At 72.6% G+C, this 12,408-nt stretch carries 10 protein-coding genes; 6 read left to right on the top strand and 4 right to left on the bottom strand.

The window, feature by feature from the left end; all coding sequences use genetic code 11:
- The first annotated feature begins 144 nt into the window (after positions 1–144).
- The 5 genes from ABZ570_RS06865 to ABZ570_RS06845 all read left to right on the top strand — a co-directional run bounded on the left by ABZ570_RS06865 (position 145) and on the right by ABZ570_RS06845 (position 6,867).
- On the top strand, positions 145–2,823 hold the full coding sequence (locus tag ABZ570_RS06865; RefSeq protein WP_358057974.1) for a LuxR C-terminal-related transcriptional regulator: 2,679 nt from the start codon (positions 145–147) through the stop codon (positions 2,821–2,823).
- Between the two features lie 16 nt (positions 2,824–2,839).
- On the top strand, positions 2,840–4,126 hold the full coding sequence (locus ABZ570_RS06860) for a nicotinate phosphoribosyltransferase (RefSeq protein WP_358057971.1): 1,287 nt from the start codon (positions 2,840–2,842) through the stop codon (positions 4,124–4,126).
- Positions 4,127–4,140: 14 nt separating this feature from the next.
- On the top strand, positions 4,141–4,722 hold the full coding sequence (locus tag ABZ570_RS06855; RefSeq protein WP_358057968.1) for an isochorismatase family protein: 582 nt from the start codon (positions 4,141–4,143) through the stop codon (positions 4,720–4,722).
- Positions 4,723–4,762: 40 nt separating this feature from the next.
- A complete protein-coding gene (locus ABZ570_RS06850; RefSeq protein WP_358057965.1) occupies positions 4,763–6,031 on the top strand; it encodes an MFS transporter in 1,269 nt (422 codons plus the stop codon).
- A 77-nt stretch (positions 6,032–6,108) separates the two neighbouring features.
- On the top strand, positions 6,109–6,867 hold the full coding sequence (locus tag ABZ570_RS06845; RefSeq protein ID WP_358057962.1) for an alpha/beta hydrolase: 759 nt from the start codon (positions 6,109–6,111) through the stop codon (positions 6,865–6,867).
- 65 nt (positions 6,868–6,932) lie between these two features.
- Here ABZ570_RS06845 and ctaD read toward each other — a convergent pair whose 3' ends face one another.
- The 3 genes from ctaD to ABZ570_RS06830 all read right to left on the bottom strand — a co-directional run bounded on the left by ctaD (position 6,933) and on the right by ABZ570_RS06830 (position 10,376).
- A complete protein-coding gene (ctaD, locus tag ABZ570_RS06840; RefSeq protein WP_358057959.1) occupies positions 6,933–8,693 on the bottom strand; it encodes a cytochrome c oxidase subunit I in 1,761 nt (586 codons plus the stop codon).
- A gap of 143 nt (positions 8,694–8,836) precedes the next feature.
- Positions 8,837–9,943, bottom strand: a complete 1,107-nt coding sequence (locus tag ABZ570_RS06835) for an FAD-dependent monooxygenase (RefSeq protein ID WP_358057956.1) — start codon at positions 9,941–9,943, stop codon at positions 8,837–8,839.
- Between the two features lie 22 nt (positions 9,944–9,965).
- Positions 9,966–10,376 (bottom strand): zinc ribbon domain-containing protein, encoded by a 411-nt coding sequence (locus ABZ570_RS06830; protein WP_358057953.1) that lies wholly within the window; start codon positions 10,374–10,376, stop codon positions 9,966–9,968.
- A 236-nt stretch (positions 10,377–10,612) separates the two neighbouring features.
- On the opposite strand from ABZ570_RS06830, the gene ABZ570_RS06825 reads away from it, so the two are divergent.
- Positions 10,613–11,746, top strand: coding sequence for a cellulose binding domain-containing protein (locus ABZ570_RS06825; protein ID WP_358057950.1), 1,134 nt, complete (start codon positions 10,613–10,615; stop codon positions 11,744–11,746).
- Positions 11,747–11,808: 62 nt separating this feature from the next.
- On the opposite strand, the gene ABZ570_RS06820 is transcribed toward ABZ570_RS06825, so the two are convergent.
- Positions 11,809–12,402, bottom strand: coding sequence for a hypothetical protein (locus tag ABZ570_RS06820; protein WP_358057947.1), 594 nt, complete (start codon positions 12,400–12,402; stop codon positions 11,809–11,811).
- Positions 12,403–12,408: the final 6 nt, after the last annotated feature.

Here is a 12,408-nt window from a genome sequence, read left to right as displayed (position 1 = left end):
CCGGGGCGACCGGATGTCGGAAGGGTACGAGTGTCGGACACCCGACACCGAACACTCCGGCTACTCACGGGTGATGAACAGATTACTCAATTTCGCTGCGTGACGGTCCGCACGCGGACGGATTACCGTCGATATGCTGCACCGATGAGTCGGTGGGACTTCGTCGGCCGGGCGGATGAACTCAACCGTCTGTTGTCGGCGGTCGGCGGCCCCGAGTGCCGCGGGCTGCTCTTCAGCGGCAGTGCCGGGGTCGGCAAGAGCCGCCTGCTGCGCGAGGGGCTGGCGCGCCTCCCCACCGACCGGTACGCGATCTGGTCCGTCGCCGCCAGCGCCACCACGGCGGCGCTGCCCTTCGGCGGGCTGGTCCAGGTGCTTCCCGCCGAGCAGCCGCAGGGGCTCTCCCCCGCCGGGATCCTCCGCTGGGCCGTGGACGTGCTCCAGGAACAGGCCGCCGGCCGGGCGATCGTGCTCGCGATCGACGACGTGCACCTGCTCGACCCGCCCTCGGCGGCGCTGGTCCACCTGATCGCCCGCGCCGAGAACGCGACCGTGATCGGGACGCTGCGCGACGGGGAGCAGATTCCCCTGCCGATCCGCGCCCTGTGGACCGACGACCTGGTCGACCTGGTCGAGCTCGGCCCGCTCGGCCCGACCGAGACCACCGGGCTGCTCGCCGCGATCCTGGGCGGACCGGTCGACGCGAAGTCGTCGCAGCGGCTGTTCCGGCTCTCCGCGGGCAACCCGCTGCTGCTGCGCGAGTTGGTGCTGGCCGCCTCCGGCGGCGGCGAGCTGAGCCGCACGTACGGGATCTGGAAGTGGACCGGCCGGCTGGAGCTGGCACCCAGTCTCACCGATTTGATCGACACCCGGATCGGCCAGCTCACCCCGGGCGTGCGGTCGGTGGTCGAGCTGGTCGCCTTCGGCGAGCCGCTCGGCCTGCAACTGCTGGAGAAGGCGGTCGACCCGGGCGACGTGGAACTCGCCGAGGAGCGCGGCCTGATCACCCTGGTCCACGACGACCGGCGGCTGAACGTCCGGCTGGCCCACCCGCTCTACGGCGAGGTGATCCGCCGGCACTGCCCGGTCAGCCGCACCCGGCGGCTGCAGGCCACCCTGGCGGGGCTGCTGGAGCAGGTCGGCACGCGCCGCCGGGACGACCTGCTACGGGTCGCGGTGTGGCGGCTCGACTCGGGCACGGCACAGGATGCGGCCCTGCTGCTCGGCGCCGCCGCCCAGGCCTTCGGCCGGTACGACGTGCCGCTGGCGACCCGGCTGGCCCGGGCGGCGCTGGACGCCGACGGCGGTTCCGACGCGGCGGAGCTGCTCGCCACCATCCTGATGTTCGCCGACCGGCCGGAAGAGGCGATCCAGGTGCTCGACTCGGTCGCCGAGGCGGTCCACGACTCCCGGCGGCGCAGCCGCTGGCTGACGGTCCGCGGCATGGTCAGCTACTGGGGGCTCAGCCGGGAGTCCACGGTCGAGGAGATCGCCGAGCGCGGCGACGAGCTGACCGACTCGGCCGACCAGGCCCGCGTCCGCGCCTTCGAGGCGATCATGCGGCTGCACCGGTTGGAGACCGGCAGCGCGCTGCGGCTCGCCCAGGCGGTGCTGGACCGGCCGGCCTCGCCGACGGCCGCGCGGGAGCTGGCCCGGTGCACGATCGCCCACCTGCAGGCCGCGCAGGGGCACTACCGGCGCAGCGCCACCGCGATCGCCCGGGTGCAGGCCGAGGCGGCGCGTTGGCGGGACGACATGCCGTACCTCCAGCTCGCGATGGAGCTGGCCCGGGGTACCCGGCTGACGCTCTCCGGCGATCTGGCCGGCATCGACGCGATCGTGGCCGACGAGTTCGCCGACCTGGCCGGCGCGGGGGACTTCCGGCTCGGCACCGGCTACCTGGCCATCCTGCAGGCGTACGCGGCGCGGCTGCGCGGGCGCGGCGACGAGGCGCTCAAGATCAGCCTCGACGCCTGCGCGGTGCTCGCCACCAGCCGGGTCTACGCCGGGCTGGCGCACGCCGAGCGGGCCCAGGCGGCGGCCCTGCGCGGCGACGCGGCACACGCCGCGGAGGCGATGGCCGAGGCGGACCGCACGCACGCGCCGGGCATGGCCGTGCTGTACCCGTGGCTGGAGCAGGCCCGGGGCGCCGCGCACGCCGCCGCCGGTGACGTGCCGACGGCCGCCAAGCAGCTCTGCGCGCTGGCCGACCGGCTGCGCGAGGACGGCCTCGCCGGCCACGAGCTGCTGGTCCTGCTCGACCTGGTCCGGCTGGGCCGGGCCACCGCCCCGGTCGGGCCGACCTGCACGGACGGCGGGCGGCGCACGGTGGCGCAGCGGCTCGCCGAGCTCTCCGAGCGGGTCGACGGGATGCTGCCGCCGCTGGTCGCCCGGTACGCTCGCGCCGCGGTCGAGGGCTCCCCCACCGAACTGCTCGCCGTCGCCGACGGATTCGCCGCCCGGGAGCTGACGGTGTACGCCGCCGAGGCGACCGCGATGGCCCTGCACGGGATGCGGGGCGGCCGGGCCGCCGCGACCGGCCCGGCGCGGGAACGACTGGCCGCCCTGCTCCGCGGCTGCGGGCAGGTGGACACGCCGGCGCTGCGGCTGCTCCGGCCGACGCTGAGCGAACGCGAGTGGGAGATCGCCCGGCTCGCCGCCGACGGGGAGACCAGCCGGGCCATCGCCGAGCGGCTCTACCTGTCCACGCGCACCGTGGAGAACCACCTCCAGCGGGTCTACAGCAAGCTCGGGGTGACCGGCCGGACCGAGCTGCGGGCGGCGCTGTGGTCGCTGCCGGGCCAGGAGGGCACGGATCCGGCCTGAACTCTAGGCTGGAGCCGTGATCGCCCTTCGCCCCGCGCTGCTGACCGACCACTACGAGCTGACCATGGTCAGCGCCGCCCTGCGGGACGGCACCGCCGACCGCCGCTGCGTCTTCGAGGTGTTCACCCGGCGGCTGCCGGCGGGCCGGCGGTACGGCGTGGTGGCGGGGACCGGCCGGCTGATCGAGCTGATCCGCGACTTCCGGTTCGACGCCGAGGAGGTCGACTTCCTGCGCCGCACCGGGGTGGTGGACGACCGGGCCGCCGAGTGGCTGGCCAACTACCGGTTCACCGGCGACGTCGACGGGTACGCCGAGGGCGAGCTCTTCTTCCCCAACTCCCCGATCCTCACCGTCTCCGGCGGCTTCGCCGAGTGCGTGGTGCTGGAGACGCTGGTGCTGTCGGTGCTCAACCACGACTGCGCGGTCGCCGCGGCGGCCGCCCGGATGGTCACCGCCGCCCGGGGCCGGACGCTGATCGAGATGGGCTCCCGGCGGGCGCACGAGGAGGCGGCGGTGGCCGCGGCCCGGGCGGCGTACCTGGCCGGCTTCCGGTTCACCTCCAATCTGGCCGCCGGCCAGCGGTACGGCATCCCGACCGCCGGCACCGCCGCGCACGCCTTCACCCTGCTGCACGACGACGAGCAGGCGGCGTTCGCGTCGCAGGTCGCCACGCTGGGCAAGGACACCACGCTGCTGGTCGACACGTACGACATCACCGAGGGCATCCGCAACGCGATCGCGGTGGCCGGGCCGGAGCTGCGGGCGGTCCGGATCGACTCGGGTGACCTGGCGGTGATCGCCCAGCAGTGCCGGGAGCTGCTCGACTCGCTCGGCGCCACCGAGACCAAGATCATTGTCTCGGGCGACCTCGACGAGTACGCGATCGCGGCGCTCGCCGCCGAGCCGGTCGACATGTACGGCGCCGGCACCGCCGTGGTGACCGGCTCCGGCGCGCCGACCGCCGGCCTGGTCTACAAGCTGGTCGAGGTCGACGGGCGGGCGGTGGTCAAGCGCTCGGAGCAGAAGGCCACCATCGGCGGCCGGAAGGTCGCCGTGCGCCGGCACAAGCCGAGCGGCACCGCCACCGAGGAGGTCGTCGTGCCGCAGGGGGTGCCCGACCGGCAGCCGAACGACCGGCTGCTCCAGCGCTCCTTCATCGTCGACGGCGAGCCGGTCGCGCGGCCCACCCTCGACGAGTCGCGGGAGCACCTGCGGCAGTGCCTGATCTCCATCCCGTGGGAGGGCCTGAAGCTCTCCGGCGGCGACCCGGCCGTTCCGGTGACCGTCGAACCCGCGAACTGAGGAGGACCACCGACGTGACAAACGCGTTGATCATCGTGGACGTGCAGAACGACTTCTGCGAGGGCGGCTCCCTCGCGGTGGCCGGCGGCGCGGGCGTGGCGGCCGGCATCTCCCGGCTGCTCGCCGCCGAGCCGGGCCGGTGGGACCGGGTGGTGGCGACGAAGGACTACCACGTCGACCCGGGTGCCCACTTCGGCGATCCGCCGGACTTCGTCGACTCCTGGCCACGGCACTGCGTGGTCGGCACCCCGGGGTCCGAGTTCCACCCCGACCTGGCGACGGACCGGATCGAGGCGATCTTCCACAAGGGCGAGCACGCGGCCGCGTACTCGGGGTTCGAGGGGCACGCGCAGGACGGCGAGTGCCTGGCCGACTGGCTGCGCCGGCACGACGTCGACCGGGTGGACGTGGTCGGGATCGCGACCGACCACTGCGTGCGGGCGACCGCCCTGGACTCCGCCCGGGAGGGCTTCCGGACGACCGTGCTGCTGGACCTCACCGCCGCGGTCGCGCCGCAGACGCTGGACGTGGCGCTGCGGGCGATGGACGGCGCCGGAGTCGCCCTGGTCGGCAAGCCTGTGATCAGGGCCGCTTGATCGGGTAATCGCTTGCGACTGTCGTACCCCGGCCTGAGTATTGCCGCCGGAGGTACGGACCGTCGTGAACTTGAAGCCTTACCGGCAGGCGCTCGCCCTGCCCGGTCTCCGGTCGCTGCTGCTGGTGTCGGTGCTGGCCCGCATCCCACTCACCGCGACCGGGGTGACGCTCACCTTCCACGTCGTCCTCGACCTCGGCCGGGGGTACGGCGCGGCCGGGCTGGTCGGCGCCGCGTCGACCATCGGCGCCGCGCTCGGCTCCCCACTGCTCGGGCGGCTGGTCGACCGGCGCGGGCTGCGCCCGGTGCTCCTGCTGACCACGATCGCCGAGGGGGTCTTCTGGGCCGCCGCGCCGGAGCTGTCGTACCCGGTGCTGCTGCCGGCCGCGTTCCTGGCCGGGCTGCTCGCCCTGCCGGTCTTCTCGGTGGTCCGGCAGTCGGTCGCCGCGCTGGTGCCGGCCGAACGGCGCCGCCCGGCGTACGCGCTGGACTCGATGTCGGTGGAGCTGTCGTTCATGGTCGGCCCGGCGCTGGCCGTGGCGCTGGCGACCACCGTCTCCCCGCGCCTCACCATGTGGGCGGTCGGCGCCGGGATCGTCGCCTCCGGAATCTGCTTCTGGCTGCTCAACCCGCCCACCCGGAGCGCCGGCGAGCCGGTTGGCGCGTACCGGAAGGTGCCCCGCCGCGAGTGGCTGACTCCCCGGCTGTTCGCCGTGCTGGCCGTGAGCCTGGCCGCCACCCTGGTGCTCGGCGGCACCGACGTGGCGGTGGTCGCGGTGCTGCGGGCCGGCGGCGAGGTGGGGTGGACCGGCGCGGTGCTGGCCGTGTGGGCGGTGGCGTCGCTGGTGGGCGGCTTCGCGTACGGGGCGGTCACCCGCTCCTTCTCCCCGCTGGCCCTGATGGCGGCGCTCAGCCTCACCACGATCCCGGTCGGGCTGGGCGGGGCGCACTGGTGGCTGCTCTGCCTGGCGCTGATCCCGGCCGGGGCGCTCTGCGCGCCGACCATCGCCTCGACCGCCGACGCGGTGAGCCGGCTCGCCCCGGCCGGCGTACGCGGTGAGGCGATGGGCCTGCACGGCTCGGCCGTCACGGTCGGCATCGCGCTCGGGGCGCCGCTCGCCGGCGCGGTGATCGACGCCTCGGCACCGCTGTGGGGCTTCGCGGTCACCGGCGCGATCGGCGCGCTGGTGGCCCTGGTCGTGCTCCCGATCGAGCTGCGCCAGCGGCGAACGGCGGCCGACGGTTGGGCGGGCTCGCCGGTGCCGACCGACGCGGCGGCCGGGCCGGCGGTAACAGCTTCGCCACGGTAGTCGCGAGCGGGATCGCGTGGGGAGGACGCGGCCAGCCACAATGGGAGCGCTTCCATCGCGTCCCCCGAGGAGTCCCCGTGAAGCTCGCCGCCCTACGCCTGGTTGCCGTCGCCCTGTCGATCGGGATGGCCGCCTGCAGCGCCGACCCGCCGGCGCCGGAGCCGACCGGGCTCAACGCGGGCGCGGCCTGCCCCGGGTGGGCCGGCAGCGGCCGGCAGATCGAGTTCGGCGCGGAGATCGAAGCCGAGCTGGGCGGGATCGTCCTCGGCTCCGGCAGCACCGGGGTGGTGCTGGCGCACATGGCCGGCGGCGACGTCTGCCAGTGGGCGTCCTTCGGGCAGAAGCTGACCGACCGGGGCTACCGGGTGCTCGCCTTCGACTTCGCCGGGTCCGGGGTTTCGCGCGGTCACGGGGTGCCGCTGAGCCGGCAGGTCGAGGCCGCGGCCGGCGCGTTACGGGCCGACGGTGCCAGCCGGATCGTGCTGGCCGGCGGATCGATGGGCGGTGCCGCGGTGCTCGCCGCCACGCCGGCCCTCAACCCACCGCCGGTGGCGGTCGTCGCCCTCTCGTCGCCGGTCGGCTACGGCGACGCGGACGCCGCCGCGGCAGCCCCCCAGATCACCGCCCCGGTCTTCTACGGCGCGGGTGAGCTGGAGGCGAGCTTCGCGGAGACGGCCCGGCAGCTCTACGCCACCACCCCGCAGACCACCCAGCGGCAGTTGGTGCTGGCGCCGACCAGCGCCCACGGGGTGAGCCTGCTCGACCCGGAGACCGGCGCCGTCGAGATCCGCGACCGGGTGACGAGGTTCCTCGACACCTACGCCCCGCCGGCCTGAGCTGGCGGGCCAGCACGCGGAAGGGCCCCCTCTCCGGCTGGAGAGAGGGCCCTTCCGCTGAGCGGTCAGCGCTGGTCGCGGTTGCCGGCGGTGTCCTCCACGTAGCTGGCACCACCGTTGGCCTCGCTGGTCAGCGGCTTGGCGCCGCCCTCCGGCGGGCCGGCCAGGCTCTGCACCCCGGCGGCCAGCTCGGGGAACTTGAGGTCGAACGCCGGCCGCTCGGAGCGGATCCGCGGCATCCGGTCGAAGTTCCGCAGCGGCGGCGGGGAGGTGGTGGCCCACTCCAGGGAGTTGCCGTAGCCCCACGGGTCGTCGACCTCGACCACCGGACCGGCCTTGTACGACTTCCAGCAGTTGTAGATGAACGGCAGGGTCGAGATACCGGTGATGAACGCGCCGATGGTGGAGATCATGTTCAGCGTGGTGAAGCCGTCGCCCGGCAGGTAGTCGACGTACCGCCGCGGCATGCCCTCGTTGCCCAGCCAGTGCTGCACCAGGAAGGTGGTGTGGAAACCGATCATGGTGAGCCAGAAGTGGATCTTGCCGAGTCGCTCGTCGAGCATCCGGCCGAACATCTTCGGGAACCAGAAGTAGATGCCGGCGAACACGGCGAACACGATCGTGCCGAAGAGCACGTAGTGGAAGTGCGCCACCACGAAGTACGAGTCGTGCAGGTGGAAGTCGAGCGGCGGGCTGGCGAGCAGCACACCGGTCAGACCACCGAAGAGGAACGTCACCAGGAAGCCGACCGAGAAGAGCATCGGCGACTCGAAGGTGATCTGGCCCCGCCACATGGTGCCGATCCAGTTGAAGAACTTCATCCCGGTCGGCACGGCGATCAGGTAGCTGAGGAAGCTGAAGAACGGCAGCAGCACCTGGCCGGTGGCGAACATGTGGTGCGCCCAGACGCTCATCGACAGGGCGGCGATGGCGATGGTCGCGGCGACCAGGCCCTTGTAACCGAAGATCGGCTTCCGGGAGAAGACCGGGATGATCTCGGAGATGATGCCGAAGAACGGCAGCGCGATGATGTAGACCTCGGGGTGCCCGAAGAACCAGAACAGGTGCTGGTACAGCATCGGGCCACCGGTGGCCGGGTCGTACACGTGGCTGCCGATCAGGCGGTCCGAAGCGACCGCCAGCAGCGCGGCGGCCAGCAGCGGGAAGACCAGGATCACCAGCAGGCTGGTGACCAGCATGTTCCAGGTGAAGATCGGCATCCGGAACATGGTCATGCCGGGGGCGCGCAGGGTCAGGATCGTGGTGATCAGGTTGACCGCGCCGAGGATGCTGCCCAGACCCGAGACGACCAGGCCGATCACCCACAGGTTCCCGCCGACGCCCGGCGAGTGCTCCGCGGTGCTCAGCGGCGTGTACGCCGTCCAGCCGAAGTCGGCCGCGCCACCCGGAGCGATGAAGCCGGCGGTGGCCATGGTGCCGCCGAACAGGTACAGCCAGTAGGCGAACGCGTTCAGCCGGGGGAACGACACGTCGGGCGCGCCGATCTGCAGCGGCACCACGTAGTTCGCGAAGGCGAACACGATCGGCGTCGCGAAGAACAGCAGCATGATCGTGCCGTGCATGGTGAAGAGCTGGTTGTACTGCTCGGGCGACAGGAACTGCATCCCCGGCTGCGCCAGCTCGGCGCGCATGATCAGGGCCATGAGGCCGCCGACCATGAAGAACGCGAACGCGGTGACCAGGTACATGATCCCGATCTGCTTCGCATCCGTGGTGCGCAGGAGCCGCGCGATGGTCGACCCCTTGACCGGCTCGCGGACCGGCCAGGGCCGGGTCACGACCGGCTTGGGTGCGACGGTGGTCACGAGTGGCCTCCGGTTCTGGGTTGTCCCGCTCGGCAAGCGCTGGTCATCTGCGCAGCCGTCATCCGCAAGGAGGATAGTCCCCGGCAGGTGGCACCGCCGCCGGGGGTCGGCGGCTACGATCACCCCCGCCCGGCGGAGCTATTTCAGAGCGGGCCCACCAACAGCCGGTAGTGCTCCTGGAAGATGCGCCCGCCGCGCCCGCGCAGCAACGGGTCGCGCAGCGCCGGCGGCACGTCGCGGGTCCGGTTGCGGTCCCGGGTCCGGTCCCGCACCCACCGGGTACGCGGCCGGCGCCGGCTCTCGTACGCAATGAGCGCGGCGTCCACGCTGTCGGCGGCCCGCAGCGCCTCGGCGAGCACCACGGCGTCCTCGAGTGCCATGGCGGCACCCTGGGAGAGAGTCGGCGCGGTGGCGTGCGCGGCGTCGCCGATGAGCAGCACCCGGCCGTGGAACCAGCGCCCCAGCTCGACCTCCTCGGTGAGCTCGGCGTGCACCGACTCCAGCGCGTCGAGCACCTCGGGGACCGGGCCGCCGTAGGCGCCGAACAGCTCGTGCAGCCGGGCCAGCGGGTCGGCCGGCAGGGTCATCCCGGCCTCGTCGGCGTAGCAGTGCAGCCGTCCGGCGCCGATCGGCACCACCAGGATGCCGGCACGGTCGCCGAGCAGCGCCGTCCAGTCCGCGACCTGAGGGCCGCCCCGGACCACCGCCCGGTAGACCACCTGGCCCACGGGGCGGGGCGGGCCACCGAGCGCGGCCAGGGTACGCACCGTCGAGCGCGGCCCGTCGGCGCCGATGACCAGGTCGTACTCCCCGGAGGTGCCGTCGGCGAAGCCGACCGCGACACCGCCGGGCAGCGGCTGGACGGTGCTGATCTCGGCACCGTGCCGGACGGCGCCGCCGGCCCCGGTGAGCAGCACCCGGTGCAGCTCGGCGCGGGGCAGCGCCCGGCACTCCCCCACGCCTGCCCAGAGGGCGTCGAGGTCGACCTCGCAGAGCGGCGCGCCGGCGGCGTCGAGGAAGCGCTGGCGGTGGATGACCTGGCCGAGCGGGCGCACCGGACCGTCCAGATCGAGCCGGCGCAGCGCCCGCGCCGCGTTGCCCGGCAGGTAGAGGCCGATGTCGGCCCGCTCGGTGGGGGGCAGCTTCTCGGTGACGTCGGGCCGGAACCCCGTCATGCGCAGCGCCCTGGCCACGGCGAGGCCGGCGACGCCCGCGCCGACGACGAGGATGCGCAGGGAGGAAGCACCCATCGTTTTGTGCGCCTGCTTCCTACTAGTTGCTCATTACTGAGCGGTTCGGATGATTCGCTCTCCGCTCGGCTACCGGGCTGGAGTCCTGGACCGGCGGTCTGGTCCGGTGGCTATCGGTCCGGTCCTGCAGGACCTGCTTCCTCAGGTGGTGTGGGGTGTGCAGGGCGATGTCGGGGTCGCCGGCTCGGTGCAGGATGTTGATCGCGGCGTTCCCGTCGGCCTGCCACACCACCCCGCACGAGGTGCAGTGAAACCGGTCACCGCTGCGGCTCCCAAAGGCGCCGCAGCGGTGACCGGTTTGTGAGGTCGGTGCGCGCCATCCACAGCAGTCGACTGCCGCCAGCTCTAGAAAGCAAAGTAACCACCAGTCACGCCTCCGGAGGGGGTTCGGAACGCGTTGGAGGCAAGAGACTACTCGCCGCGATCGATGCATGGTAGGCCCCATCGGTCCTGGCATCCCACCCCTCGGCGTGCCGTGACGATCCCCGCGACGGGATTTCCACGCCGGCCGGCGGCTCAGGTGCCCGGGCCGGGCGGCGCCGACCGCCGGACGGACGGCGCGGTTGCGCAAAGGTTTCAGAGATGTCAATGTGTTGGTGAGTCTGGGAGCGCTCCCGGACGTGTCTCCCGACACGAGCCCGGTGCCCCGCTGCGAAGCCAAGGAGCATCATGAAGCGTCCGCTGAGAGCGATCGCGGCGGCCGGCCTGCTGGCCGCCGGTTCGCTCGTCGCCATCATCCTCGGCGGGGGTAACGCCTCCGCCGACACCCAGATCTGCGACCAGTACGGGTCCACCACCATCGGCGGCAAGTACGTCGTGCAGAACAACCGCTGGGGCACCAGCGCCCAGCAGTGCATCAACGTGACGTCCACCGGTTTCTCGATCACCCGGCAGGACGGCGTGGGGAACACCAGCGGCGCGCCGGTGTCGTACCCGTCGATCTTCGTGGGCTGTCACTACACGAACTGTTCGCCCGGCACCAACCTGCCGGTCCAGGTGAAGAACATCAGCAGCGCCCCGGGCAGCATCGGCTACAACTACGTCAGCGGCGCCATCTACGACGCGGCGTACGACATCTGGCTCGACCCCACGCCGAAGCGGGACGGGGTGAACCAGATGGAGATCATGATCTGGTTCAACCGGCAGGGCCCGATCCAGCCGATCGGCTCGCCGGTGGGCACCGCCAACGTGGCCGGGCGGAGCTGGGAGGTCTGGCGAGGCAGCAACGGGTCGAACAACGTCATCTCGTACCTGTCGTCGTCGCCGATCACCAGCCTGAGCTTCGACGTCATGGCGTTCATCAACGACACCCGAAACCGCGGGGCGATCACCAGCGACTGGTATCTGACCAGCATCCAGGCCGGCTTCGAGCCCTGGCAGGGCGGGGTCGGCCTGGCCGTGAACTCCTTCTCGCAGAGCGTCAACACCGGCGGCAGCACCACCCCGCCGACCACCCCGCCCCCGACCACGCCCCCGCCGTCGGGCAGCGCCTGCTCGGTGAAGTACACCCCGAACGCCTGGAACAACGGCTTCACCGCCGATGTGCAGATCACCAACACCGGGTCCGGCACGATCAACGGCTGGACGCTCAACTACAACCTGCCCAGCGGCCAGCAGATCACCAGCGCGTGGAACGCCACGGTGACGCAGAGCGGGTCCGCGGTGACCGCGCGAAACCTGAGCTACAACGGCACGCTGACGCCGGGCGGCTCCACCAGCTTCGGCTACCAGGGCACGCTGAGCGGGACGTACTCCTCCCCGACCAGCTTCACCCTCAACGGCGTCACCTGCGCCCGGTCCTGACCGGGGTCGGAACGGTGCGGGGGCAGGGTCGTCCGACCGCGCCCCCGCATCCAGCCGCCGGCTCAGGCCGGGTCGATCGTCCGGGACCGGCTCACCACGCCGTAGCTGCCGGCCGGGCCGTACGTGAGGCCGAAGCCGCTGCCGGTCGCCGACGCGTCGATCCGCTTCGAGACGTGCCGCACGCCCTGCTCATCGGTCCACACCTCACGGGTGGGCTCGCTGGTCGGGGTCCAGGTCACCTCGACCGTCGTGCTGCCAGCAGCCTCCTGCTCGGTGCAGTCCTCCTGCTCGTCGACGTAGGTGCAGTGCCGCCGGAGCTCCCGGTAGGTCACGTCGGCCCGGACCCGGGTCTCACCGGTCAGGGAGAACGAGAAGTTCCGCACCGGAGCGTCGTACGCCATCCGGTAGACCGAGTCGCAGACGTACGCGGTCTCGGTCAGCGCGCACCGCGACTGCTGCCAGTCCACGTCGATGGTGGTCACCCCGTCGACCTTGGCCACGTCGATGGTCATGCTCACGGTGTCGTCGTCGTTGCTGTTGAACATGGCGTGGGCGAACTTGTCCACGGTGTCGGCCGAAGCCGGGGTGACGGGGAGGACGGCCGACGCGCCGAGCGCGGCGGCGGCGACGATCAGGGCGGTGCGAAAGCGGGACACGCTGCT

This window comes from Micromonospora sp. NPDC007271, assembly GCF_040634005.1.
GTDB lineage: Bacteria > Actinomycetota > Actinomycetes > Mycobacteriales > Micromonosporaceae > Micromonospora.
This window is presented reverse-complemented; position numbering and strand designations above follow the sequence as displayed.

Excerpts from the sequence above, each read along its gene's own strand:
- ABZ570_RS06835 (WP_358057956.1), bottom strand. The coding sequence starts at position 9,943 with ATGGGTGCTTCCTCCCTGCGCATCCTCGTCGTCGGCGCGGGCGTCGCC.
- ABZ570_RS06830 (WP_358057953.1), bottom strand. The coding sequence starts at position 10,376 with ATGCATCGATCGCGGCGAGTAGTCTCTTGCCTCCAACGCGTTCCGAAC.
- ABZ570_RS06865 (WP_358057974.1), top strand. The coding sequence starts at position 145 with ATGAGTCGGTGGGACTTCGTCGGCCGGGCGGATGAACTCAACCGTCTG.
- ABZ570_RS06825 (WP_358057950.1), top strand. The coding sequence starts at position 10,613 with ATGAAGCGTCCGCTGAGAGCGATCGCGGCGGCCGGCCTGCTGGCCGCC.